A 24,079-nucleotide genomic window follows, 5' to 3' on the forward strand; every position below is an offset into this window, starting at 1 on the left:
GTGCCGTCCGGGGTCAGAGCTTCGACAGCTCGTCGACCAGATCGTCCAGGCCCAGCGATCCCTGCGAGAGGGCGGCCATGTGCCAGGCCTTGGCGTCGAACGCGTCGCCGTGCGCCTTGCGGGCGTTCTCCCGGCCGAGCAGCCAGGCGCGCTCGCCCAGCTTGTAGCCGATGGCCTGGCCCGGCATGGACAGATAGCGGGTCAGCTCGCTCTCCACGAACTCCGCCGGCCGGCCACTGTGGTTGCCGAAGAACTCCTGGGCCAGTTCGGGTGTCCACCGCTCGCCGGGGTGGAAGGGGGAGCCCGCGGGGATCTCCATCTCCGCGTGCATGCCGATGTCCACGATCACCCGGCAGGCGCGCATCATCTGCGCGTCCAGATAGCCGAGGCGGCGCTCGGCGTCGGGCAGGAAGCCGAGCTCGTCCATCAGCCGTTCCGCGTACAGCGCCCAGCCCTCGGCGTTCGCGCTGACCATGCCGATCGACGCCTGGTAGCGGGAGAGACTCTCGGCGACGTGCGTCCACTGCGCGATCTGCAGGTGGTGGCCGGGCACACCCTCGTGGTACCAGGTGGAGACCAGGTCGTACACCGGGAACCGGGTCTCGCCCATGGTGGGCAGCCAGGTGCGGCCGGGACGAGAGAAGTCCTCGGACGGACCCGTGTAGTACGGAGCCGCTGCGCCGCCGGGCGGTGCGATCCGGGACTCCACCTTCCGTACCCGCTCGGCGAGTTCGAAGTGCGTACCGTCGAGCGCCTCGATCGCCTCGTCCATCAGCCCCTGCAGCCAGGTCTGGACCTCGTCGACACCCTCGATGTGCTGTCCGTGCACATCGAGATGGGCCAGCGCCTCCCAGGGGCCGGCGCCCGGCAGCACCTTCTCGGCCTCGGCCTTCATCTCGCCGAGCAGCCGATGGTATTCGGACCAGCCGTACGCGTACGCCTCGTCGAGATCAAGATCGGTGCCGTTGAAATAGCGCGACCAGCGGGCGTACCGCTCACGGCCGACCGTGTCGGGCTGGCCCTCGACGGCGGGGGCGTACACGTCGCGCATCCAGTCGCGCAGCGCCACCATGGACTCCGTGGCCTGCCGAGCGGCGTCGTCCAGGTCGGCGCGCAGCGCGTCCGGGCCGGGAGCGACGAAGCTTTCGAAGAACCCCGTCCCCTCGTCCCCGACCCACTCGGACAGCTGGTCGATGAAGGTGGCTGTGGCTCGCGGACCGCCGTAGAGCTTGCGGTCCAGGCCGAGTGCGAGCGAGGCGCGGTATCCCTCAAGGGCCGAGGGGACCGCCTGCAGCCGCTCCACGACGGCCGCCCAGTCGTCGTCGGTCTCGGTCGGCGTCACCGTCAGCACCTCACGGACGGCGTGCGCCGGCGAGTGCAGATTGGAGACGGTGCGCAGGCTCTCGTCGGCCTCGTGGACGGCGAGTTCCGCAGTCAGGCGCTCGCGCAGCAGGCGGCCGCAGCGGCGCTCGGCGTCCGTGTCCGCCCCCGGCAGCTGCTCGGCTGCGTCGAGCTTCACGAGAGTGGTGCGGGCGAGCTCGGCAAGGGCTTCCTGGCCGGCAGGGGAGAAATCGGGGAGGCGGCGCGAGCTTTCCGTGACACCGAGATAAGTGCCCGCGATCGGGTCGAGTTCGATGAATGCATCGACATAGGCGTCGGCGACCTGGCGGGGCAGCGCGTTGTGTGAAGTGTCTGACATGCGGACATCCTCATACGGCGAGGGGTGCCGCGTCACTAAGGGCTGTCCCGTAATCCCTGGTGGATCAGCGCGCGGCGTCAGATGTGGTGCATCGCAAGGCGGAGGAGCGTCCTCATACTGGACGTATTCGGGCGTTCCGACAACGCAGCGAGGTGCCACAGCTGTCGTCGTGCGCCCGCCAGGGATTACGGGACAGCCCTTAGCGTGAGGGTCTCGACCTCCTGTCGCACAGGTGACAACCCGCTGACCGGACCCGTTCCTTCGGTCTTCATGGCCGGACTCGGCCGGCCCCGGTGGCCGGTCCTCACCGTCCCGCCACGGTGGCCGCGCTCGATCGCTGCCTCGGTGGCCGGCCCGGTCAGTCGGCCACTGCGGCCCGTCCGGGCGTCGCGGACGACGGTGGCAGCAGTGGCCCGCACTCCCACTGCTGGAATATCAGCCGGGTCTCCACCCGTGCCACCTCACGCCGTGACGTGAATTCGTCCAGCACCAGCCGCTGCAGATCCGCGGTGTCCGCGACGGCCACATGGACCAGGTAGTCGTCGGGGCCGGTCAGATGGAAGAGCGCACGGGACTCCGGCAATCCCCTGATCCGCTCGACGAACGGGCCGATGAGCTCCCTGCGGTGCGGGCGGACCTGCACCAGGAGCAGCGCCTCCAGGCCACGGCCGAGCCGGGCCGGGTCGAGCCGCAGCTGGTGGCCGAGAATTACTCCCGAGCGACGCAGTCTGGTCACCCGGTCCAGGCAGGTCGACGGTGCGACGCCGACTTCGGCGGCCAGCTCGCGGTAGGTAGTCCGGGCATCGTTCTGCAGCAACCGCAGAATGTGCAGGTCCACCGGGTCCAGAACGACAGAATCGGCCATGGGCCGAACGTAGCACGGCGTCTTACCGCCAGGACCCGGTGAGTGTTCAGAGTGGTGTCATGGACACTGAAGCCTCGATGCAGCCCCTGACGACATTCCGGTCCAGGGCCCTGGCCACCGAAGCCGTGCACGCCGGACGCGACGACCTGGCCGCACTCGGCCTGCACGCCCCGCCGATCGACCTGTCCACCACCTATCCCTCGTACGACTCCCGGGGAGAGGCGGAACGGATCGACGCCTTCGCCACCACGGGTGCCAGGCTCGACGGGCCGCCCGTCTACGCCCGGCTCGACAACCCGACCACGGCCCGCTTCGAGACGGCACTTGCCCGGCTCGAAGGGACCGGCAGCGCCGTGTCGTTCGCCAGCGGCATGGCGGCGCTCACCGCCGTCCTGCTGGCCCGCGCGAGCATGGGGCTGCGTCATGTGGTGGCCGTTCGCCCGCTCTACGGCTGCAGCGACCACCTCCTCGGCGCCGGGCTGCTGGGCACCGAAGTCACCTGGACCGACCCGGCGGGCGTCGCGGAGGCCATCCGTCCTGACACCGGTCTGGTGATGGTCGAGTCGCCGGCCAACCCGACCCTCGCCGAGGTCGACATCCGGGCGCTCGCGCACTCCTGCGGCTCGGTGCCCCTGCTCGTCGACAACACCTTCGCCACCCCCGTCCTTCAGCGCCCGGTCGAGCAGGGGGCCGCGATCGTCCTGCACAGCGCCACCAAGTACCTGGGCGGGCACGGCGACGTCATGGGCGGAGTCGTCGCCTGCGACGAGGAGTTCGCGGCCCGGCTGCGCCAGGTGCGCTTCGCCACCGGCGGGGTACTGCATCCGATGGCCGGATATCTGCTGCTGCGGGGACTCTCCACACTGCCGGTGCGGGTACGGGCCGCTTCCGCGACCGCAGCCGACCTGTCCCGCCGGCTGTCCGCCGACCCCCGCATCGCCCGGGTCCACTACCCGAAGGTGGGTGGGGCGATGGTCTCCTTCGAGGTGTACGGGGATCCGCACCGGGTGATCTCCGCGGTACGGCTCATCACGCCCGCGGTCAGCCTCGGCAGCGTCGACACCCTGATCCAGCACCCGGCCTCCATCAGCCACCGCATCGTGGCTGAGGGAGACCGGCGGGCCGCGGGTGTCGGGGACCGGCTGCTGCGCATGTCGGTCGGCCTGGAAGATGTCGAGGACCTCTGGGCCGACCTGTGTCAGGCGCTCAGTGCCCCGCCTGCTCGTACGGCGGCAGGGACCGTACCGGAGTCGCTTCCAGCCGGGCTGTGATGACGAGCGTGCCCTCCTCGATCTGGTAGTCGAGAGGCAGCGCGAGGGCTCGCATGGCGGCAACCATGCCCGTGTTGGACGCCTGGGTGACGGCGTACACACTCTCGCAGCCGGCCTCGATGGCGAGCGTCACCAGGCGGCCGAGCAGCTCCGAGCCGATGCCGCGGCGCTGCCAGTCGTCCTCGACGAGGAGGGCGACCTCCGTCTCGTCACCGTCCCAGAGCAGGTGGCCGAGGGCGACGAGCCGGCCGGAGGTCGTCTGCACGGCCAGGGTGCGGCCGAACCGGGGGCTCAGCAGGTGTTCCAGATAGCGGTCGGCGTCACGGACAGGACCGTGGTAGCGCAGCCGCAGCGTCCGTTCGGAGCAGCGGTCGTGCATGGCCCTGGCGGCGGCCAGATCGCTCTGGTCCGCGCGGCGCACGGTGATCTCGTTGCCCTCGGGGAGCGTGAGCACGTGCTCGCTGCGCGGGACACGGGGGCCGAGCCGGGCGTCGAGCTCGACCAGGGCGCGGGCCCGGGCGAACTCGGTCGGTGTGAACGGAAGATAGGGCCGCTCGACGGTGATTGCGCCGCCGGACGGGTCGCGCAGCCGCATCACGGTCTCCTCCAGCACCCCTTCGACCGGCGCGGTCTCGCCGGTCGCGCGGCCGGTGATCGACACTGCCGGGAGCGAGTGGATGGTGCAGCGCCCGAGCAACTGCCGCAGCGCGAGGGGGAGTTCGGCCGCATCGAGAGCGGTGCGGGTGGCGAGGCCCAGCATGCGTGTCGGAGCGTCCACCAGATCGTGCGCGTCGGCACGCTCGATCCAGGTGGAGTTGCCGCCCGCGGCGGAGATCTCCCGGCTCAACTGCTGGGCCTGGAGCGCGGCGGGGGCGCGCAGCAGGAACTCGTCGACCGTGCCCTCGGCCAGCGGGTGCGTCTGCAGCGTCAGGATGTCGACCCGGTGCCGGGCGAGCGCGATGCAGAGCGAGGCCAGACTGCCGGGGGTGTCCCGGACGGTGGTACGCATCCGCCACAGCACCGTGTCCTCGTGGGACAGTGCGCGGCCTGGGGCAGTGGGCGTGGCCACGGGCGCAGTGTCGGCGGTCGTGGTGCCGGTCCCCTGCGCGGCCGCGCGGACGTCGACGGAGCGGGACGCGTCCGCACTGCCGGGGCCGGCGGCCGGCGGCGGTGCGTGACTGTGCCGTCGTGCCCACCACGTGTGGAACGCGGCCGTCGCAGCCAGTGCCACGGCCGAGGCGATCAGCAGGTACGGCCCGTCCGGCTGGTGTCCGATGAGGTTGGCGATCGCGTCGGCCACCGCGACCGCGGTGAACAGTGCGGCCAGTTCGATCAGGTCGTGCCGCCAGTGGTGGGGGCGGCGTGAGCTCTTCGCGGATGTCACGTCAGTCATGGCTTCACTGTGACGGAGTGGTGTTGCCTGGTCACGAACGCCTTGTGACTGATGGGTTAAGTGTGGATCTGGTCCTCTATCACCGCTTTTTGGCTGGTTGATGTCTTGAGTCATGGCGATGGCGGCGGTGCGTGTGCGGGTTGCGGCAGCCGGTGAACGGTTCGCCGCGGGTGCGCGCGGTGGGGCGGGCCGACCGGAGGCCCGCCCCGCGTCACATCGGGACGCGTCCGGTTACGGCACGATGTCCACGGCTGCCGAGCCCGCACCCTGCTCCCGGGCGGCCTGCAGCCGCACGGCCTGGCGCACCAGCTGCGACGATCCGCCGCGCGCGGCCACTGCGGAGAGCCCGGCCATCGGTCCGGCCCCGACCGCACCGCAGCGCTCCGTGCAGTCGGCGGCCACGGACAGCAGGTCGCTCAGCCCGCGCGGAGCCTTCTCGTACGCCAGCAGCGGGGGCAGGACGGCGGACAGGACGGAGAGCACCGTTGCGCAGGCGCCGGTGGCGGCGGCCGTACGGGCGGACTCCGCTGGTAGTAGCGCGCCGACGCCACGTCCGCAACGGCCAGCAGACCGCGGGCGGCGATCCGCGGCGAGGCGAGAAAGCCGTCGAAGAACCGAGGATGGGGCTCGGCGCCGTGCGGAGTGAGACCGCCGGCGGTCTCCAGGCCGAGCAACTGCCCGACCTGGGAGGACTCCAGGGCGGAAGGGCGGGAGTAGGCCAGGGCCTGTACGGAACGGGTCATGCAAAAACCGTAGGACCCACCACTGACAACCGGCCCCGGACGGCCGCCCGCGCCCCCCGCCCATGGAGGTCAGCAGGGCAGGTTCACTGTCCCACGCGTCCCGGCTGCAACACCTTGCTGAACAGCACGGAGCCGCCCTGGGCCCGCAGCCGTACCGTCAACTCGCCGCTGTCACCGTCGATGTCGACCTCGCCGAAGAACTGCGGCGACTCCATCGGCGACACATTCGCCCGGTCGGGCGCGCGCACGAAGACCTGGTCGGGACCGAACGTGCCGTCCAGCGCAGTGGCGGGGAAGCCACCCGCGGCCAGCGGCCCCGACACGAACTCCCAGAACGGTGCGAAGTCCTTGAACGCCGCGCGCTCGGGGGCGTAATGCTGCGCCGAGGTGTAGTGCACATCGGCCGTCAGCCAGAGTGTGCCGGTGATCCGGCGGTGCTTGACGAACCGCAGCAGCTCCGCGATCTGCAGCTCACGGCCGAGCGGGGCGCCGGGATCGCCCTGGGCCACGGCCTCGAAGTCCGTCGCCCCGTCCGTGACGACCAGCCCCAGCGGCATGTCCGCGGCGATCACCTTCCACACCGCGCGGGACCGCGACAGTTCGCGCTTGAGCCACTCGAGCTGCTCGGCGCCGAGGATGCCTGTGGTGTCGTCGGGCTGCCGGCCGGGGGAGTTGGCATTGCGGAACGACCGCATGTCGAGGACGAACACGTCGAGCAGCGGGCCGTGCCGCACCACCCGGTGCACCCGGCCGTCACCGGACGACGTGTGCAGCGTGGACACCGGGAAGTACTCGCGGAACGCCTGCATCGAACGCGAGGCCAGGACGTCCACGTTCTTCTCGGTGTACCGGACGTCGTCCAGGATCTGGCCCGGATACCAGTTGTTGCGGACCTCGTGGTCGTCCCACTGGATGATCGAGGGCACCTGTGCGTTGAACTTCCTCAGGTTGTCGTCCAGGAGGTTGTAGCGGAAGTTCCCGCGGTACTCCGCGAGCGTCTCGGCGACCTTCGCCTTCTCCTCGGTGGTGATGTTGCGCCAGACCCGGCCGTCGGGCAGCGTCACGCTCGGCTCGATCACCCCGTCCGCGTAGATGTTGTCGCCACTGCAGAGAAAGAAGTCCGGGTCGAGACGGCGCATCTCGTCGTACACCTGGTAGCCACCGATGTCCGGGTTGATGCCCCAGCCCTGTCCCGCGATGTCGCCGGACCACAGGAAGCGGACCCCGTCCCGGCGGCGGGCGGGCGCGGTACGGAACGTCCCGTACACCGGCTCACCGGTCCGGCGCGGATCGTCCGGGGACGCGAGCGTCACCCGGTAGTGCACCTGTTCTCCCGCGGGCAGCCCGTACAGCGCCGTCGTGCCGGTGAAGTCGGTACCGGGACCGAGCAGAGGCCCGTGCCAGGTGTGGGACCGCCGGAACGACTCGGTGGCCGACGTCTCCACGATCATCCGTGCCGGACGGTCGGAACGCACCCAGACCAGGGCGGACGATGCGGTGACGTCACCGACCTGAACGCCCCAGGCCGCGCGCGGCCGTCCGGACAGAGCGAAGGCCGGGGCCGCCCCCGCAGCCACGGGGAGGGCGAGCGCGGCCGAAGCGGCCAGGGAACCGCGCAGCACAGCGCGGCGGTCCGGCGCAGAAATGCGTGGACGGTACGACATGAAGGTGCCTCCGGGGCAGCGGGACAGAGGTATGGGTGGCCGGTCGACCTGCCCCACCTTTGTGCCCGTCGGCGGCGAGCACACCAACCTCAGGTGAACAGCGGGCCGCACCCGTTTCCATGTCCCGTTCGCGAGCCTCCCGTTGGGCGCCCCGTGGCGCGACACGCCGGTGGGTGCGCCGGTCCGGGGGCTGCCGTCCGTTCAGCGACCGGTGTCGAGGATGACGCGTGCCACGAGTGCCGGATCGTCGTTCATCGGCACGTGTCCGCAGCCGGGCAGCCGCACCAGCCGGGCGCCGGGGATGGTGTGCTTGGCCCTGATCCCCTGCCGGCGCAGCAGCAGACGGTCGCGGCTGCCCCAGGCGACGGTCACCGGCAGCCCCGGCACATCGCCGGTGAACGCGACACTCCGTCCGACGTCGAGCGTCTCGTGGAATCCGGTCGCCTCGCGCAGGGCGAGGGTCTCCGCGACGACGGCCTCCGGCGAACGGCGGCCGGGCCGCGCGTAGATGGTGCTCGTCAGGGCCGCCCGCCCGGCCGCACTGCGCGAGAGCCGTTCGATCAACGGCAACGGCATTGCCCGTGCGCCCTGCCGCATCGCCCGCAGCGTTGCGAATGCGTAGCGCCGCTCGCCCTCCGTCCAGAACCCGGCAGGCGACAGCGCCGTCACCGACCTCACGAGCTTCGCACGGCCCAGCTCCAGGGCCAGCAGCCCGCCGAGCGAGTTCCCCGCGACATGCGGTCGGTCCACGTCGAGCGCCTCACAGAACGCACCGAGCACCGGGACCACGCTCCCGAGGTCGTACGGAACACCGTCCGGGAGAGCCGGGGAGACGCCGAAGCCGGGCAGATCCACGGCTATGACGTCCCGCTCCAGTGTCAGTACCGGCAGCACCGGATCCCATGCCTGATGGTGGTGTCCGATGCCGTGGAGCAGCAACAACGGCTCTCCGGAACCGGTCCGCCGGTACGCCACGGACACGGTCCGCGGTCCTCGGGGCGAGTCGGCGGTGAACGAGACCGTGGTGGCCATGAGGCTGCTCCCGGGGTGGGTCGCGTGTGGAAGTGAAGGTGTTCGAGCGCGCCGCCCAGCAAAGTGCCGGGCCGCAAAGGACTCTTCTCGAAAGGATTTAGACGTTCCGTCAACAACAATTACCGCTCAGTAGACCGCAGTTCAAGGGGGCCCGTGATTCTCCCTGGACACGGCACGGTGTGTCGGCTGGGATGGAACCGTGACAGCCGACATCGTGACCGACCTTTTCGAAGAACACCGCCCCGTCCTCACCGGGGTCGCCTACCGCATGCTCGGCCGCATCGCCGACGCCGAGGACGTGGTGCAGGAGGCATGGCTGCGCTGGTCGTCCGTGCCGCGCGAGGACGTACGCGAGCCGAGGGCGTTTCTCGTACGGATCACCACCCGCCTGGCCATCGACCGACTGCGACAGGTGCAGACGCGCCGTGAGGCGTACGTCGGGCCATGGCTGCCCGAACCGCTGGTCACCGACTTCGGGCCCGCGGTTCCCGACACCGCCGAACGGGCCGTGCTCGCGGACTCCGTGTCGGTCGCCGTGCTGGTCGTCCTCGAATCGCTCTCCCCGCTGGAGCGCGCCGTCTTCGTCCTGCGCGAGGCCTTCGGCTTTCCCTTCGCGGAGATCGCCGCGACCCTCGACCGGACCGAGGCGGCCGTGCGTCAGATCGCCGGGCGCGCCCGGCGGCACGTGGAGGAGCGCAAGCCCCGTTACGACGTCGACCCGGCCCAGCGCCGTGACCTCACGCAGCGGTTCCTCGCTGCCGCGGCGGGGGGCGACATCGAGGAACTGATGACACTGCTCGCCCCCGATGTGCGACTGGTCGGCGACAGCGGGGGAAAGACGAAGGCGCCGCTGCGGATAATCGAGAGCCGGGACAAGGTGGGCCGCTTCCTTGCCGCTGTCGCCCACGGCCAGTCCACGGACATGGACTTCCGGTTCATGGAGCTCAACGGCGGTCCGGCCGTACTGGTGCTTTCGGACGGCAAACCCGATTCCGTCTTCCAGGTCGACATCAGGGACGGCATCATCCAATGCGTGTATATCGTCCGTAACCCCGACAAGCTCGTCGGTCTGGCCGCCGAATAGTCACCGGACCTGCAACCCGCCCCGGCCGAAGCCCCACGGATCCGCCACCCGGACGTGGGGCTTCGTGCTGCGCGGGCCGCACGGCACCACGAACTTCCCGTGAACGCTCAGCGGCAGAGCCCTGCTTCGCTGCGTGACGGAACGAGGATTGGTCTTGACCAAGGGGGTGCACCGTCCTATGGTCTCAACGTTAAGACAGGAACCTTTAATAAAGAACGTCGCGGAAGTAAGACGCCGGGTGATTGCGGAGGACAGGGTGGGGACCACGCAGCTGGAATCGGTACAGGAGCCGAAGTACTGGCACCTCAAGACCGTGCTCAGTGAGGCACTCGACTCGGACTTTGCGGTAGGAGAGATCCTGCCCAACGAGCGTGAGCTCGCTGCCCGGTTCGGCGTCGCACGGGCCACGCTCCGGCAGGCTCTGGAGCAGCTCGAGCTCGAGGGCAGGCTGCAGCGCCGCCGCGGCGTCGGGACCACCGTCGCCCCGCCGCGCCTGGGTGTGGCCGTCTCGACCGCACAGCACGACTGGACCGGCGGCGGCGCCGGCGAGGCCTGGCAGGCCGTCGACTGCACGACCGCGGTGGCACCCGCACCGGTGCTGGCCATGCTCGACGTGGAGAGCGACGAGCCCGTGCACGTCGTGCGCCGGATCCGGGTCACACAGGGGCAGCCGGTCGCGGCGGAGCTGCTGTACGTGCCGTCGTCGTCCGTTCCCGAACTGTCCGCGATCGAGAGCCCGTCGGGGCCCGCGCGCGCCCGAAGCGTCGTGCGTGAACTGCACCGCCTCGGCCTCGACGGCCAGGACCGGTCGGTCGAGCTCGGTTCGGCACGTGCCGACGACGCCAAGGAACTCGACCGGCTCCCCGGCGCACCCGTGCTCGTTGTCACCACCCGCTACCTGGCGGCGGGAGGCACGGCTGCCGTCTCCGTCGCCACCTACCGGGCCGACACCTGCCGGCTCACCTTCGGCGACTCGGGCGACCTGGAGATCAGCCACTCCGGCCCGGAGCGCCAGGCGTCCTGAGGCCGGCCACGCCGGTGGCCCCCTGAACGCACGGCCCGCCGCACTCAGCGGCGGGCCGTCACCGTTCCCTCCACCGCGAACAGCTGCTCCTCGACGTGATCGAGTGCCAGCCGCAGCGCACCGGTGGCCACGGCCGCCTCGCCGAGGAGCGACAGAGCCACCCGCGGCGGCCGCAGACAGTAACGGTTCAGTTCGCCACGGAGCGGATCCAGGACGCCGTCGAGCCCGGCTGCCCAGCCGCCGATCACCACCAGCTCCGGGTCGAGCGCCAGCACCAGCGCCGCCACGTCGTGCACCAGACGCTGGATGAACCGCTCGACCGCCGCCGTCGCCCGCGCATCGCCATGCCGGGCCTGCGCGAACACCGCGGCGACCGCCTGCTCGTCCAGTGGGTCCAGCGGTGTGTCCGTCGTCGACAGCAGCTTCTCCGGCGTGGCCTCGCGGCCCAGCAGATGCAGCGCACCGATCTCGCCCGCCGCACCACCGAAGCCGCGGTGCAGCCGGCCGCCGATCAGCGAACCGGCCCCCGGACTCAGCCCCGCCAGGACGAACACGATGTCGTCGGACTCGGTGGCTGCGCCCTTCCAATGCTCGGCCACGGCCGCGGCATTGGCATCGTTCTCCACGAGAACCGGACAGCGGAAGGAGCGCCGCAGACGCTCACCGAGTGCGAGACCGGTCCAGTCCGGCAACGCCGTGCCCAGCCGTACGGTCCCGTCGGCCTCCACGATGCCCGGACTGCCCACCCCGACTGCACGCAGACTGCTCCGGGCCACCCCGGAACGCCGCAGGAGATCGGCGACCACGGCCCTGACCCGGTCGAGCCGGTCGTCCGCGCCTGCCGTCTCCGACACCTCGCGCGAACCGGCGCCGATGATCCGGCCGTCCAGTCCCGACAGAAGTGCGGAGATGCGGTGGGCGCCGATCTCGATGCCGAGCAGATGTCCCGCCTCGGCACGGAACCGGAACCGGCGGGCCGGCCTGCCCTGACGCCGGGCCCCACCCTCGTCCGGTGCGGATTCGACGACCAGCCCGGCCTCGAAAAGCCCCTCGATCACGCCTTCGACCGTGGGCCGGGACAGACCGGTGATCCGGGTCAGGTCCGTGAGCGTGGGGGAGTGGGCGCCCCGGAGGGCATGAAGTACCACCGCGGAATTGATCCGCCGCAACAGCGACGGGTCCCCACCGGTCAGCCGGCCCACGGTGTTCCCTTCCAGTTCGTGCGCATGTCAGGCGGATGCTACTCGCTGCCCGGGGGCAGAGCGACTGGGGGCCTCAGGACGATTCCGGCGGGGCCGACGTCAGCTCGGGGCCACAAACCCGGACTCGTAGGCGGCAATCACCGCCTGGGTCCGGTCCCTGGCCCCCAACTTGGCCAGCACCGCACTGACATGGGTCTTCACCGTCTCGACGCCCACCATCAGTTTGGCGGCGATCTCCGCATTCGACAGCCCCCGGGCCATCAGCCGGAGCACCGCGGCCTCGCGGTCGGTGAGCGATGCCCGCTCCATGGCGGCCTTGGCCTTGCTCGTCCCGTACTCGGCGGCGAGCTGCCGCACCGCGGCCGGGAACAGCAGCGACTCGCCCTCGGCGACCAGACGTACCGCATGCACGATCTCCGCGGGCCTGGCGCGCTTGAGCAGAAAGCCGTCCGCCCCGGCGCGCAGCGCCTCATACACGTACTCGTCGTTTTCGAACGTCGTCACCACCAGGATCTTCGGCGGATCAGGCACCGTGCGAAGCACCACCCGGGTCGCCTCGATGCCGTCCATCAGCGGCATCCGCACATCCATCGCCACCACATCCGGGCGCAGTGTGCGCAGGAGCGGGATCACCGCGGCGCCGTCCGCCGCCTCGCCCACCACCTCGATATCGGGCTGAGCCTCAAGTACCGCGCGCAGGCCCGCGCGTACGAGCGGTTCGTCGTCGACCAGGAGAACGGTAACCGGCATCCGGCCAGCCTAAGCGGTGTCCAGCGGAAGGCTCGCGTGCACCCGCCACTCACCGTCGTACGGACCCGTCTTGGCCTTGCCGCCCAGGAGCGCCGCCCGCTCACGTATGCCCCGCAGCCCGCTGCCGCCCCCCGGAGTACCGATCGCCCGGGTGAGGGGATTGGTCACTTCGAGCTCCAGCCACCGGTCCGTGACCGTGATCCTCACTCGCACGGGGACGGCCCCGGAGTGACGCAGCACATTGGTGAGGGACTCCTGCAGGATCCGGTAACCCTCGCGCGACACGGGGCCGGGCACCATCTCCACCGGACCGGTCACTTCGGAATCGACCTTCGCCCCCGATCCGCGGGCCGACTCGAGCAGCCGGTCCGCCTCGCCCAGCGTCGGCCGCTGACCCAACGGTGCCTCCGATTCGCGCAGCACCCGCAGCACCCGTTCCAGATCGTCCAGCGCGTCCCGGCCCGTCTCCTCGATGGCGGCCAGTGCCCGCTCGGTGAACTCCGGATCGTTCGCCGCCCGCGCCGCCCCGGCCTGCACGACCGCGACCGTCAGGGCATGCCCGATCGAGTCGTGGAGCTCGCGCGCAATGCGATTGCGCTCCAGAAGTTGCTCGGTGCGTTCCTCCAGCGCGGTCATCCGCTCCACCCGTGACCGGCCGAGCAGCCACCGTGCGGCGGCTGTGATTCCCTCACCGCACACCACGATGACCGCCACCAGAACCAGGAGGGGCAGTGGCGCCAGCAGGGCGTACCACCTGTGCGGCTCCACCCAGCGGAACAGCCATTCGTCGCTCGGCCCGGTGTCCGACGCGGTGAGCAGAAGGTCGACCGTCGTGGCGGGAAGCCAGACCGTCGCGAACGTCGCCACGACGGAGAACAGCAGCCGCACTTCCAGCCAGAACACGGTCCGCCAGCGGCCGGCCCATGTCGCCGCGGGAGCAGCCGAGATCGAGGCGTCCGGACTGCCCCGCTCCTCGGGGGTGAGCAACAGCTGGGCCTGAAGGCCCTCGGCGAGCCGCATGGCGGGCAGCAGACCCACAGGCACCGCAAGAATCATCGGCACCCATGGCGTATCCATGGAAATGAACAGCCACACGCTGACGATCGCGCTCGGGATGAGCAGATGGAGCCAGCGGGTGTAGGTGACAGGGGCGGTCAGCGGACCGAGGAAGCGGCGCATGCTGCCATCGTGTCAGTGCCCCCGAGTGCGGCGGCTCCCCCGAGCGAGGGAGATGATCCCCTCCGGTGGGGGAGGTCAGGAGCCGGGAGCAGCGGCCAGGCTGAGGACATGACCAGCATCGACGTGCATCAACTCACCAAGGAATACGGCACCACCCGCGCCGTGGACCGCCTCACGTTCAGCGTGCGACCCGGTCGCGTCACCGGCTTCCTCGGCCCCAACGGCGCAGGCAAGTCCACCACCATGAGACTTGTTCTCGGTCTGGACCGGCCGACGGGCGGCACGGCCACGATCGGCGGCCGTGCCTACGCCACGCTCGACGATCCGCTGCGCCGGGTGGGTGCGCTGCTCGATGCCCAGGCCGCCCACGGCTCGCGGACCGCGCGAAACCATCTGCTGGCTCTCGCCACCAGTAACGGCATAGCTCCCACCAGGGTCGAAGAGGTACTGGAGGAGGCGGGACTCGGCCGGGTCGGCAGCCACCGGATCAGAACGTTCTCGCTCGGCATGCGGCAGCGCCTCGGCATGGCGGCCGCCCTGCTCGGCGACCCGGAAGTCGTGGTGCTGGACGAGCCGTCGAACGGGCTGGACCCGGAAGGCATCGTCTGGATCCGCGGACTGATGAAGAGGCTGGCCCGTGAGGGCCGCACGGTTCTGGTGTCCAGTCACCTGATGAACGAGACGTCGTCGTTCGCCGACCATCTGGTGGTCCTCGGCCGGGGCAGACTCCTCGCAGATCTGCCGATGCAGGAGTTCCTCGACTCCCGCAGCCGGCCGCGTGTGCGCCTGCGCACGACCGAGTCCGGCCGGCTCCGTGATGCGCTGACCCGCAAGGGATTCGAGTTGTCGCAGGGCGACGACGGGCGTTGGACCGTCGAAGGGGCCAAGGCGGAGGAGATCGGTCCCCTGGCAGCCCGCGAAGGCATCCCCATCCTTGAACTCACCGACGAGCAGGTCACGTTGGAGCAGGCCTACCTCGACCTCACGGCCGATGCGACGCAATTCGCGTCCGCAGCCGCCTCACCCACGAACCGTCAGGAGGTCTGACCATGTCGACCGCCGCAGTGCTCCGTTCCGAGTGGATCAAGATCAGATCGGTGCGGTCCGTCGCCGGCTCGCTGATGGCGGTCTTCCTGGCGACACTCGCCGTCACCGTGCTCGCCTTCGCCACCGTCGGCCAGGCCGAGGCCGACGATCCCGGTGCCGATCTCGTCTTCGGTGCCTTCTACGCACTGAACTTCGGCCAGATCGCAGCCATCAGCTTCGGTGCGACCGCGCTCTCCTCCGAGTACCTGAACGGTGCGCTGAGGATCTCGCTGGCCGCGGTGCCACGCCGCGATCTCTTCTACGCAGCCAAAATGACCGTCGTCGGGACACTCGCCCTGGCTGTCGGGCTCGTGACCAGCTTTGCGGCGTTCCTGGTGGGCCAGATGTTCATGGGGGAGTACGCGATCGGGCTGGACGAACCAGGAGCACTCCGGGCTGCCCTCGGCGGCGGCATGTACCTGGCCCTGATGGCCCTGCTCGCCGCAGGCCTGACCGCTCTGCTGCGCAGTGCGGTCGCCGTGCTCAGCCTGCTCATCCCGTTCATCCTGATCGTCTCCTTCGTGGTGGGGGACATCGCGGGCGGCGTCGCGCAGTATCTGCCCGACCGGGCAGGACAGTTGGTGCTGCACCAGAATCCGGACGGCGGCCTGGGGCCGTGGACGGGGCTCGCGGTCACCGCTGCCTGGGCGGGCGCGGCTCTGCTGGCCGGCTGGTGGGCGATGCGGCGCAGGGACGCCTGAGGGCCGGACCGCCGATTCCCGAGGTCCTGATCTGCCTGCTGCCGCAGTCCCGGTGGGCCGTCGAGAACGCAGATACGCCACAGCCGAAGGCGGCTGAAAACCCCTCAGGGCTCGGACCAGGGCCCCGCTTGTCAGTGGCGGACGGTTTACTGACGGCATGACCAGCGCACACCACCTCCGCCTCATCGACGGGATGCGCACCCGGGACTTCCCCACGGAACGCATCTGGTCGGGCTCGGGAGTCAGCGGGCCCGGATACCACACGGTGTCCCTGCACGGGGATGCCGGGCAAGGGGACGACGAGGCGGCGCGGCTGGATCACCGGGCTCAGTGTCTGGCGGAGCACGACGCCCTGTTGATGCTGCTCACGGGGCGCTGGGGCGAGCCGCAATGGATCAGTCCGTGGAGTGCGCAGCAGCGGATGATCGCCGGTGAGGAGATACCGGAGCCCTGGCGCGAGGCGGTTGTACGCTGCGAGGTCCTGCAGTTGTGGCGCATCGAGGACCGGTGGATCGCGATGGGGCTCTGCACGGAGGAGGAGGGACCGGGGTGCGAGCTGTGCGTCCTGGTGACGGATGTCGATCCGCCATAACGCGGCGTCTGCGGCCCACTCCGGTCCGAACCTCAGCCCGGATGGCGGGGACCGTCCGCGTCGACGGCCGCGAGGAGGCGTCCGTACTCCTCGGCCATGGTCTGCACGGTCCAGTGGGCGTTCAGGCCGCTGGGGTTGGGCAGGGCCCAGACCCGGGCGCCGCCGATCGTCTGGTCCTGCGGGCCGATCTTGGCGCGCCGGTCGTCAAAGGCGGTCCGGTAGGCCGTGACGCCCACGACGGCGAGCCATCGGGGGCGCAGCTGCTCGACCTTCGCCGCCAGGATCAGTCCGCCCTCACGGAATTCTTCGGTGGTCAGTTCGTCGGCGCGCGCCGTGGCCCGGGCGACCACATTGGTGATGCCCAGGCCGTAGTCCAGCAGTTCACCCTGTTCCGACGGCTTCAACTGGCGGGGGGTGAAGCCCGACCTGTGGAGCACCGGCCAGAAGCGGTTGCCCGGCCGGGCGAAATGGTGCCCCGTGGCGCCGGTCATCAGACTCGGGTTGATTCCGCAGAACAACACACGCAGGCCGCCCGCGACCACATCGGGAACGGTGCGATCGCGGGCGGCCTGGAGCTCTTCGGGCGTCATCCGGTTGGGGTTCCGGCCGTCAGAGGATGGAGCCCGGCGTGTATCCGGCGGCCTCCGGGTGCTGCTTTGTGATCTCTTCGATCCGGGCGACGAGCGCGGCGACCTGGTCGCCCGCCGCACCCGTGAAGGAGAGCTTGTCGGCCATCAGGGCGTCGAGCTGGGCGCGGTCCAGCGGGATGCGGTCGTCGGCAGCCAGCTTGTCCAGCAGCTCGTTGCGCTCCGTGCCCTGTTCGCGCATGGCCAGGGCGGAAGCGACCGCGTTCTCCTTGATCGCCTCGTGCGCGAGCTCGCGGCCCACACCGGCGCGGACCGCACCCATCAGCACCTTCGTCGTGGCCAGGAACGGCAGGTACCGGTCCAGTTCACGGGCCACGACCGCCGGGAACGCCCCGAACTCGTCGAGCACCGTGAGGAAGGTCTCCAGCAGACCGTCGAACGCGAAGAAGGCGTCCGGCAGAGCCACCCGGCGGACCACGGAGCAGGACACGTCGCCCTCGTTCCACTGGTCGCCCGCCAGCTCGCCGGTCATGGAGGCGTAGCCGCGGAGGATCACCATCAGGCCGTTGACGCGCTCGCAGGAACGGGTGTTCATCTTGTGCGGCATCGCGGACGAACCGACCTGACCCGGCTTGAAGCCCTCGGTGACCAGCTCGTGCCCGGCCATCAGGCGGATCGTCTTCGCGACCGACGAAGGTGCGGCGGCCAGCTGCACCAACGCGGTCACCACGTCGTAGTCGAGCGAGCGGGGGTAGACCTGGCCGACCGAGGTGAACGCCTGTCCGAAACCGAGGTGGCCGGCGATGCGCTGTTCCAGCTCGGCGAGTTTCCCGGCGTCGCCGCCCAGCAGGTCGAGCATGTCCTGCGCCGTGCCGACGGGGCCCTTGATGCCGCGCAGCGGGTAGCGGCCCAGCAGGTCCTCGAGGCGCCCGTAGGCCACCAGCAGCTCGTCGGCGGCCGTGGCGAAGCGCTTGCCGAGGGTGGTCGCCTGGGCGGCGACGTTGTGGGAGCGACCGGCCATGACCAGCTCGCCGTACTCGCCCGCCAGCTTGCCGAGCCGGGCGAGGACGGCCACCGTACGGTCCCGCATCAGCTCCAGCGAGAGCCGGATCTGCAACTGCTCGACGTTCTCGGTGAGGTCCCGGGAGGTCATGCCCTTGTGGACCTGCTCGTGCCCGGCGAGAGCGTTGAACTCTTCGATCCGCGCCTTGACGTCGTGCCGGGTGACCTTCTCGCGCTCGGCGATGGAGACGAGGTCGACCTGGTCGAGGACACGCTCGTAATCGGCGAGGGCCGCGTCGGGCACCTCGATCCCGAGGTCCTTCTGAGCGCGCAGCACCGCCAGCCACAGCTGGCGCTCCAGCTTCACCTTCTGCTCGGGGGACCAGAGGACGGCCAGCTCCGTGGAGGCATAGCGGCCGGCCAGGACATTGGGGATGCGAGGCTTCGCAGACACAGCAGTCACGTGTCCAGATTCTACTGGCGGTTTCTGCAGGCCAGCGACGCGGCCCGGTTTGTGGCTTGCTACGAACGCGGCGTCCCGTGCGGGAGAGGCCGTCCGGCCGCGGTCCTCGTTCACCCCTGTCGCCGGTTTCGGCCACGCGGGGTCCGGCCCCTGCGCAGGCCGTAGACGGCCGTGCCGATCAGCGCCACCGCTGCGCCCGACAGCACCGACGGCACGGGAAGCGTGAGGGCGAGAACCAGGCAGCCGGCCAGACCGAGAACCGGAACCGCGCGTACGGGACGGCCCTCGGCCGGCGCGAGGGTGAGGGCGGCCGCGTTGGCGATGGCGTAGTACAGCAGTACGCCGAAGGAGGAGAACCCGATCGCGCCGCGGACATCACCGGTGGCAGCCACGAGGGCGGCGATCGCACCCACGGCGAGTTCGGCGCGGTGCGGGACGGCGAAACGGGGATGGACGGCGGCCAGGGAATGCGGCAGATGGCGGTCGCGGGCCATCGCCAGCGTCGTACGGGAGACGCCGAGCAGCAGGGCGAGCAGCGAACCGAGTGCGGCGACCGCCGCACCCACGCGGACGACCGGCACCAGTCCCGGGGCGCCCGCCGCGCGCACCGCGTCCGCCAGCGGGGCTGCGGCGTCGGCCAGCCGGGCCGGACCCAGGACCGACAGCACCGCGACGCCGACCGCCGCGTACACGATCAGCGTGATCCCCAGAGCCAGGGGGACGGCACGGGGGATCGTGCGGGCCGGGTCCCGGACCTCCTCGCCGAGGGTGGCGATCCGGGCGTAACCGGCGAAGGCGAAGAACAGCAGCCCCGCCGCCTGCAGCACCCCGCCCACCGTGGCGTCCGGACCCGGCGCGAGGCGGGACGCCTGGACGCCGCCGTCGGTCAGGCACACAGTGACGACGGCGGCGAGTACCGCGAGGACCACGGCCACGACTGCTCTGGTCAGCCACGCGGACTTCTGCACGCCCAGGCAGTTCACGGTGGTGAGCGCCACCACCGCGCCGACTGCCACAGCATGCGTCTGCCCGGGCCAGGCATAGGCGCCGACGGTCAGGGCCATGGCCGCGCAGGAGGCCGTCTTCCCGACGACGAAACTCCACCCGGCCAGGTAGCCCCAGAACGGACCCAGCCGTTCCCGCCCGTAGACATACGTCCCGCCGGACGCCGGATGGCGGGCCGCGAGCCGCGCCGACGACGTGGCGTTGCAGTACGCCACGACCGCGGCCACGGCCAGACCGATCAGAAGCCCCGACCCGGCCGCGCGGGCGGCGGGAGCGAGTGCGACGAAGACACCCGCACCGATCATCGAGCCCAGGCCGATGACGGTCGCGTCGAAGACCCCCAGACGGCGCCTCAGTCCAGCGGTGCCCCCCGCAGCACCAGCCAACGCAGCCACCCCTCACTCACCCCTTCCCGCACCTGCACCGTGTGCTCGGCGGCACCGTACAGCGCGAAGGTGACGCGACGGTGGACGACAACTGCCGCACGGCATGACCGGAGCCCCTCCGTGCCGCGACCGGGAGACGGGTGCCGCCGCCTCGAGACCTCACGCGGCGCGTCGTGATCGCGCCGGCCACCGCGTCCGATTCCCCACAGCCCCCTCGGCTCGCGCGAGTTGCAGGGATCCGGGGCGCAGCGAGGCTCCTCGCTGTGACATTTCTGTGCGCTGTCACGCAGAAGTACTTGAGAGGCTCGCGGGTCCTGGGGGACGGGCGCGGCGGGCGGTGTCTGGGCTGCGCGCGTCTGACGCAGCCGGTACGAAGAGGAAAGTGTGGCCAAGGGCGGGGAACAGCGCCGCGGGCAGGTGGACGATGCCGAGCTCGGCGCTGCGGTGGAGCGGGCCCAGCAGGGGGACGAGGAAGCCTTCGCAGTGGCGTACCGGCTGGTCCATCCCGGACTGCTCGGCTACGTAAGGGGGCTGGTCGGCGAGGACGGCGAGGACGTGGCCTCCGACGCCTGGCTGGAGATCTCCCGCGACCTGGGGCGGTTCCGTGGCGACGGGGCGGGATTCCGCGGCTGGACCGCCACGATCGCCCGGCACCGGGCACTGGACCATCTGCGCAGACAGAAGCGGCGGCCGCGTACCGCACTCCTGGAACAGGACGTTCTCGATCTGCCGGGCGGTCATGACACGGCCGCGGCCGCTCTGGAGGCCCTCTCCACCGAGCAGGCGCTCGCACTCATCAGGCAGTTGCCCCAGGAGCAGGCGGAGGCCGTGCTGCTGCGCGTCGTCGTCGGTCTGGACGGTCCCGCGGCGGCGCGAGTGCTCGGCAAGCGAGCAGGGGCCGTACGCACCTCCGCGTACCGCGGACTGAAGAGACTGGCGGAGCGCATGACTTCGGCCGGGACGGGCACTGTGACGTCTGCGACGCGCCGCACGCTGAGAGATGAGACATGAGAGACGAGACGCAGCGGACGACCGGCATGCCGGTGCCCCCCGAAGTGGCCGCCCTGCTCACAGCGGCACAGCGGGTGGGTGAGACCGGCCCCAGGGCCGAGGAGCGGGCGCTCGATGCGTTTCGCACGGCGCGCGACGAGGGCGCACACGTACCGGTCCCGCCCCTGCTCCGGCGTCGGCGTGACGACTGGCGACCGGTCGAACGGCGGCGCGGGGCGCGCTCTCTGCGGGCGATGGCCGCCGGCTTCGCGGCCGCGGCCATGCTGGGCGGGGTCGCGGTGGCCGCGGGTTCGGGAGCCGTACCGACACCGTTCGGCGACCGCGGTGACCAGCGGCCGCACCCCACCCACTCGACGAACGGCGAGCCGGACTCGCCCGGCGGCCGCCCCCGCGAAACGCCGATGCCGGGTGCGGACGGGACGCAGCACGGCGTGACGGACGCCGCAGGCACCGGGCCTGCGGCCGGACACCCGGGCCGGGCGCAGGACGACACGGGGCTCTGCCGTGCGTACCGCCTGGTGCAGGGGAGGGGCAAGGCCCAGGACGCGTCCGGGTTCGACCGGTTGTCGGCGACGGCCGGCGGGGCGTCGGCGGTGCCGGGCTACTGCGACAGACTTCTCGGCCCCCGGACAGCGCAGGAGAAGCAGGGCACCGGCAAGGGCCGGCGGCCGGAGCCCGGTTCAGGCGGCCCGGAACCGACTCCGAGCGGCCCGAAACCCGCGAAGGAGTCCAGGAGCGACACCCCGGACGACTCCGGCGCACGCTGAACCCGGACCGGCCGGCACCAACGGGACGACTTTTCGCATGGCAGAGTGCCAGGACCCCCGACGGCGGGACGGAGCGCGCCGACGGGTACATACGCGACAGCTAATCCGGGGCATGGCACCGGCGTGCCGCCGCCGCTCCGCGCGGACCCGTCACTAGGGTCGCCCGGACTCGTCCGTCCGGGATTGGTGTTGCCATGAAGCCGTCCATCTGCCTGTGCATGATCGTCAAGAACGAGGCCCACGTCATCGAGCGCTGCCTCGCCTCCGTTCGTGGACTGATCGACACCTGGGTGATCTCCGACACCGGTTCGAGCGACGGAACCCAGCGGCTGATCCGCAGCGCACTCGACGGCATTCCGGGCGAGCTCCATGAGGAACCCTGGGTGGACTTCGGTCACAATCGGACCCGGAACATCCGGCACGCCCACGCCAAGGCCGACTACCTGCTTCTCCTCGACGCCGATCTGGTGATCCGCAGGGAGGGCCCGCTGCCTCCGCTGACCGCCGACTCGTACCTGCTGCGGCACGAAGGAGCGACCGAATGCCGCAACAAGCGTCTGGTACGCGGCGACATCGCCTGGCGGTACCAGGGCGTCACCCATGAGTACCTCACCGCGGACCAACGCGACGACGAGCAGATTCTCGACGCGCTCGTGATCGAGGACCACGCCGACGGTGGATCACGGCACGACAAGTTCGAGCGCGACGCCCGCCTGCTCGGTGCGGAGCTCGAACGCGACCCCGCCAACACCCGCACGGTCTTCTATCTGGCACAGACCATGCGTGACCTGGGCGACACCGCGAAGGCAATCGCCCTGTACGAGCGCCGCGCCCAGATGGGCGGCTGGGGGGAGGAGGTGTACTACTCGCTGCTGCAGGCCGGGATCCTCAAGGCCGACTCCAACGACTGGCCGGCCGCCATGGACGCGCTCTCGCGTGCCTGGGAGTCGCGGCCGCAACGGCTCGAAGCCTGCTACGAACTCTCCTCACGGCTGCGCGGCCTCGGCCGTCACCGGGCCGCGCACGCGTTCGTGTGCGCGGGGCTGGACCGGGAACCGCCGGACGACCTGCTGTTCATCCAGCCGTGGGTGTACCGCTGGGGACTGCTCTTCGAGTACTCGATCAATGCCTACTGGGTCGGTGACATCGACGGATCGCTCAGGGCCTGCGACCGGCTCCTGTCGATGCCGGACCTCCCCGATGCGTGTCGCAGGCAGACGCTCACCAATCGCGAGTTCGCCGAACAGCGTCAGTCGCCCCGCCACGTGTCGTGGGCGTCACCCCCGGACTGGCGGCGGGGCCCGCACCTCAGGGACACCGGCTGCACCAGCTGCCATGCCTGACACAGCGAGCCCGGGTGGGCGGCCTCGGCCCGCCACCGCGACGACTGCTGGTGCTGTGACCGGAAAGGTTCACCGGCTCGCGGCGTCCGGCACGGCACCTCGCCGCGTTGTCGCATCGCCCGAGTACATCCAGTACATCCAGTACGCGGGCGATGCTCCGCCTTGCGATGCACCGCACCGGACGCCGCGAGCTTCCCGGCAAACCCTTCCGGTCACAGCGCTAGCCGGCGCCGTCCACCCGGCGCCACGTCGCCACCGGACCGGGAGCCCGGTGGTCCTCGGGGGTGACCCAGAAGGCCTTGCCCTGCTCGGCGCTGAACTGGGCACCTGCCCGTCCGTCCCCCGACGACCTGCCGGTCAGGCGCCGACCGATCCACGGCACGAGATGCTCCCGCGCGAAACGCAGATCGTCGACGCGCCGCGTCGCCCACCGTGGCGGTACGGACGCCGGGAGCGGCGTCTGCCAGTCGTGCTCCGCCGGAAGACCCAGCCGCTGCCAGACCGCCTCGGCGACCCTGCGGTGGCCGTCGGCGGTCAGGTGCAGCCGGTCGACGTCCCAGAGCCGGGGGTCACCGAGCGTCGGAGCCCCGTACAGATCGACGACCAGCGCGCCGTGGCGGTCCGCCAACGTGTCGACCAGGCTGAACAGCTCTTCCATACGGGGGCGGAAGCGCTCCATCACCGGGCCGTTGCGCCCGGGGCTGCGCATCAGAACCAGCTTCTTGCACGACGGTGCGAGACGCTCGACGGCCTCTTCCAGCTGCCCGCGCACCATGCCCATGTCGCACTTCGGCCGCAACGTGTCGTTGAGACCGCCGACGAGCGTGACGACATCCGCCTGCATGGCGGCGGCTGCATCGACCTGTTCGTCGACTATCTGCCGGATCAGCTTTCCACGTACGGCGAGATTCGCGTACCGGAACCCGGGGGAGCGGGTGGCCAGCCGGCCCGCGAGGACATCGGCCCAGCCCCGGTACGAGCCGTCGGGCAGAAGGTCTGACATGCCCTCGGTGAACGAGTCGCCGACCGCGACGAGACTGCTGTAGGAGGCATTCATTTCCATGGCGAAGCGATCGTATCGCGCCAGAGCCGGCGCCCTGCCGGAACGGGTGGCGAGGACGCGGAGGCTGCGGACAGGGACGGAGACCGGAGGGGGAACGGGACGGCCGCAGCCCGAAGCCTCGCGGCGTCCGCCCCGTGCCCGGACCCTCGGCCGCCCGCCCTGCCCGC

22 protein-coding genes and 1 pseudogene are annotated in these 24,079 nt (G+C 70.8%); 9 read left to right on the plus strand and 14 right to left on the minus strand.

The window, feature by feature from the left end; translation table 11 throughout:
• Positions 1-13: 13 nt before the first annotated feature.
• Together OG878_RS33435 and OG878_RS33440 are read right to left on the minus strand one after the other, a co-directional pair.
• Entirely contained in the window at positions 14-1,699 is a 1,686-nt protein-coding gene (locus tag OG878_RS33435; RefSeq protein ID WP_328890224.1) for a DUF885 domain-containing protein, read from the minus strand.
• A gap of 358 nt (positions 1,700-2,057) precedes the next feature.
• Positions 2,058-2,564 carry an Lrp/AsnC family transcriptional regulator gene (locus tag OG878_RS33440; RefSeq protein ID WP_328890225.1) on the minus strand — a complete coding sequence of 169 codons (507 nt, stop codon included), beginning with the start codon at positions 2,562-2,564 and terminating at the stop codon, positions 2,058-2,060.
• Positions 2,565-2,623: 59 nt separating this feature from the next.
• Between OG878_RS33440 and OG878_RS33445 the strand changes: the two genes are divergently transcribed.
• On the plus strand, positions 2,624-3,835 hold the full coding sequence (locus OG878_RS33445) for a trans-sulfuration enzyme family protein (RefSeq protein ID WP_328890226.1): 1,212 nt from the start codon (positions 2,624-2,626) through the stop codon (positions 3,833-3,835).
• On the opposite strand, the gene OG878_RS33450 is transcribed toward OG878_RS33445, so the two are convergent.
• The 5 genes and pseudogenes from OG878_RS33450 to OG878_RS33470 form a co-directional block, all read right to left on the minus strand.
• Complete coding sequence (locus tag OG878_RS33450) at positions 3,771-5,219, minus strand: GNAT family N-acetyltransferase (protein ID WP_328891468.1); 1,449 nt, start codon at positions 5,217-5,219, stop codon at positions 3,771-3,773. The two genes, OG878_RS33445 and OG878_RS33450, sit on opposite strands and share 65 nt — an antisense overlap.
• Before the next feature lie 240 nt (positions 5,220-5,459).
• Positions 5,460-5,630, minus strand: coding sequence for a hypothetical protein (locus OG878_RS42380; protein WP_443049185.1), 171 nt, complete (start codon positions 5,628-5,630; stop codon positions 5,460-5,462).
• A gap of 119 nt (positions 5,631-5,749) precedes the next feature.
• Positions 5,750-5,971 (minus strand): annotated as a pseudogene (locus OG878_RS33460) (SWIM zinc finger family protein); the annotation flags it as partial.
• Positions 5,972-6,054: 83 nt separating this feature from the next.
• Positions 6,055-7,635: an alkaline phosphatase D family protein gene (locus OG878_RS33465; protein WP_328890227.1), complete on the minus strand. Its 1,581-nt coding sequence runs from the start codon at positions 7,633-7,635 to the stop codon at positions 6,055-6,057.
• Positions 7,636-7,836: 201 nt separating this feature from the next.
• Entirely contained in the window at positions 7,837-8,667 is an 831-nt protein-coding gene (locus OG878_RS33470) for an alpha/beta fold hydrolase (protein ID WP_328890228.1), read from the minus strand.
• 199 nt (positions 8,668-8,866) lie between these two features.
• On the opposite strand from OG878_RS33470, the gene OG878_RS33475 reads away from it, so the two are divergent.
• Both OG878_RS33475 and OG878_RS33480 read left to right on the plus strand, forming a co-directional pair.
• A complete protein-coding gene (locus OG878_RS33475) occupies positions 8,867-9,751 on the plus strand; it encodes an RNA polymerase sigma-70 factor (protein WP_328890229.1) in 885 nt (294 codons plus the stop codon).
• Between the two features lie 256 nt (positions 9,752-10,007).
• Positions 10,008-10,775, plus strand: coding sequence for a GntR family transcriptional regulator (locus tag OG878_RS33480; protein ID WP_328890230.1), 768 nt, complete (start codon positions 10,008-10,010; stop codon positions 10,773-10,775).
• A 44-nt stretch (positions 10,776-10,819) separates the two neighbouring features.
• Here OG878_RS33480 and OG878_RS33485 read toward each other — a convergent pair whose 3' ends face one another.
• The 3 genes from OG878_RS33485 to OG878_RS33495 form a co-directional block, all read right to left on the minus strand.
• Complete coding sequence (locus OG878_RS33485; RefSeq protein ID WP_277324953.1) at positions 10,820-11,977, minus strand: ROK family transcriptional regulator; 1,158 nt, start codon at positions 11,975-11,977, stop codon at positions 10,820-10,822.
• Between the two features lie 99 nt (positions 11,978-12,076).
• Complete coding sequence (locus OG878_RS33490; RefSeq protein WP_328890231.1) at positions 12,077-12,727, minus strand: response regulator transcription factor; 651 nt, start codon at positions 12,725-12,727, stop codon at positions 12,077-12,079.
• A gap of 9 nt (positions 12,728-12,736) precedes the next feature.
• A complete protein-coding gene (locus tag OG878_RS33495) occupies positions 12,737-13,906 on the minus strand; it encodes a sensor histidine kinase (RefSeq protein ID WP_328890232.1) in 1,170 nt (389 codons plus the stop codon).
• Positions 13,907-14,014: 108 nt separating this feature from the next.
• On the opposite strand from OG878_RS33495, the gene OG878_RS33500 reads away from it, so the two are divergent.
• The 3 genes from OG878_RS33500 (at position 14,015) to OG878_RS33510 (ending at position 16,285) form a co-directional block, all read left to right on the plus strand.
• Entirely contained in the window at positions 14,015-14,953 is a 939-nt protein-coding gene (locus OG878_RS33500; protein ID WP_328890233.1) for an ABC transporter ATP-binding protein, read from the plus strand.
• 2 nt (positions 14,954-14,955) lie between these two features.
• Positions 14,956-15,693 (plus strand): ABC transporter permease, encoded by a 738-nt coding sequence (locus OG878_RS33505; protein WP_328890234.1) that lies wholly within the window; start codon positions 14,956-14,958, stop codon positions 15,691-15,693.
• A 157-nt stretch (positions 15,694-15,850) separates the two neighbouring features.
• Positions 15,851-16,285: a hypothetical protein gene (locus tag OG878_RS33510; protein WP_328890235.1), complete on the plus strand. Its 435-nt coding sequence runs from the start codon at positions 15,851-15,853 to the stop codon at positions 16,283-16,285.
• A gap of 32 nt (positions 16,286-16,317) precedes the next feature.
• On the opposite strand, the gene mug is transcribed toward OG878_RS33510, so the two are convergent.
• The 3 genes from mug to OG878_RS33525 all read right to left on the minus strand — a co-directional run bounded on the left by mug (position 16,318) and on the right by OG878_RS33525 (position 19,737).
• Complete coding sequence (gene mug, locus OG878_RS33515; protein ID WP_328890236.1) at positions 16,318-16,875, minus strand: G/U mismatch-specific DNA glycosylase; 558 nt, start codon at positions 16,873-16,875, stop codon at positions 16,318-16,320.
• A 19-nt stretch (positions 16,876-16,894) separates the two neighbouring features.
• Positions 16,895-18,337 carry an adenylosuccinate lyase gene (gene purB / locus OG878_RS33520; protein ID WP_328890237.1) on the minus strand — a complete coding sequence of 481 codons (1,443 nt, stop codon included), beginning with the start codon at positions 18,335-18,337 and terminating at the stop codon, positions 16,895-16,897.
• Between the two features lie 110 nt (positions 18,338-18,447).
• Entirely contained in the window at positions 18,448-19,737 is a 1,290-nt protein-coding gene (locus OG878_RS33525) for an APC family permease (protein WP_443049186.1), read from the minus strand.
• Between the two features lie 375 nt (positions 19,738-20,112).
• On the opposite strand from OG878_RS33525, the gene OG878_RS33530 reads away from it, so the two are divergent.
• The 3 genes from OG878_RS33530 to OG878_RS33540 all read left to right on the plus strand — a co-directional run bounded on the left by OG878_RS33530 (position 20,113) and on the right by OG878_RS33540 (position 22,849).
• Positions 20,113-20,739, plus strand: a complete 627-nt coding sequence (locus OG878_RS33530) for an RNA polymerase sigma factor (protein WP_328890238.1) — start codon at positions 20,113-20,115, stop codon at positions 20,737-20,739.
• Complete coding sequence (locus OG878_RS33535) at positions 20,736-21,506, plus strand: hypothetical protein (RefSeq protein ID WP_328890239.1); 771 nt, start codon at positions 20,736-20,738, stop codon at positions 21,504-21,506. Before OG878_RS33530 ends, OG878_RS33535 begins: the two co-directional genes overlap by 4 nt.
• Positions 21,507-21,700: 194 nt before the next feature.
• Positions 21,701-22,849, plus strand: coding sequence for a glycosyltransferase (locus OG878_RS33540; RefSeq protein WP_328890240.1), 1,149 nt, complete (start codon positions 21,701-21,703; stop codon positions 22,847-22,849).
• 220 nt (positions 22,850-23,069) lie between these two features.
• Here the strand turns inward: OG878_RS33540 and OG878_RS33545 are convergent, their stop codons facing one another.
• A complete protein-coding gene (locus tag OG878_RS33545; RefSeq protein WP_328890241.1) occupies positions 23,070-23,912 on the minus strand; it encodes an SGNH/GDSL hydrolase family protein in 843 nt (280 codons plus the stop codon).
• Between the last annotated feature and the right edge of the window lie 167 nt (positions 23,913-24,079).

It is taken from the genome of Streptomyces sp. NBC_00316 (assembly GCF_036158715.1).
Classification (GTDB): Bacteria; Actinomycetota; Actinomycetes; order Streptomycetales; family Streptomycetaceae; genus Streptomyces.

What these genes read in the sequence shown, in the direction of transcription:
- OG878_RS33435 (WP_328890224.1), bottom strand. Translation starts at nt 1,699, where the DNA reads ATGTCAGACACTTCACACAACGCGCTGCCCCGCCAGGTCGCCGACGCC.
- OG878_RS33440 (WP_328890225.1), bottom strand. Translation starts at nt 2,564, where the DNA reads ATGGCCGATTCTGTCGTTCTGGACCCGGTGGACCTGCACATTCTGCGG.
- OG878_RS33445 (WP_328890226.1), top strand. Translation starts at nt 2,624, where the DNA reads ATGGACACTGAAGCCTCGATGCAGCCCCTGACGACATTCCGGTCCAGG.
- OG878_RS33465 (WP_328890227.1), bottom strand. Translation starts at nt 7,635, where the DNA reads ATGTCGTACCGTCCACGCATTTCTGCGCCGGACCGCCGCGCTGTGCTG.
- OG878_RS33470 (WP_328890228.1), bottom strand. Translation starts at nt 8,667, where the DNA reads ATGGCCACCACGGTCTCGTTCACCGCCGACTCGCCCCGAGGACCGCGG.
- OG878_RS33490 (WP_328890231.1), bottom strand. Translation starts at nt 12,727, where the DNA reads ATGCCGGTTACCGTTCTCCTGGTCGACGACGAACCGCTCGTACGCGCG.
- OG878_RS33495 (WP_328890232.1), bottom strand. Translation starts at nt 13,906, where the DNA reads ATGCGCCGCTTCCTCGGTCCGCTGACCGCCCCTGTCACCTACACCCGC.
- OG878_RS33500 (WP_328890233.1), top strand. Translation starts at nt 14,015, where the DNA reads ATGACCAGCATCGACGTGCATCAACTCACCAAGGAATACGGCACCACC.
- OG878_RS33505 (WP_328890234.1), top strand. Translation starts at nt 14,956, where the DNA reads ATGTCGACCGCCGCAGTGCTCCGTTCCGAGTGGATCAAGATCAGATCG.
- OG878_RS33510 (WP_328890235.1), top strand. Translation starts at nt 15,851, where the DNA reads ATGACCAGCGCACACCACCTCCGCCTCATCGACGGGATGCGCACCCGG.
- mug (WP_328890236.1), bottom strand. Translation starts at nt 16,875, where the DNA reads ATGACGCCCGAAGAGCTCCAGGCCGCCCGCGATCGCACCGTTCCCGAT.
- OG878_RS33535 (WP_328890239.1), top strand. Translation starts at nt 20,736, where the DNA reads ATGAGAGACGAGACGCAGCGGACGACCGGCATGCCGGTGCCCCCCGAA.
- OG878_RS33540 (WP_328890240.1), top strand. Translation starts at nt 21,701, where the DNA reads ATGAAGCCGTCCATCTGCCTGTGCATGATCGTCAAGAACGAGGCCCAC.
- OG878_RS33545 (WP_328890241.1), bottom strand. Translation starts at nt 23,912, where the DNA reads ATGGAAATGAATGCCTCCTACAGCAGTCTCGTCGCGGTCGGCGACTCG.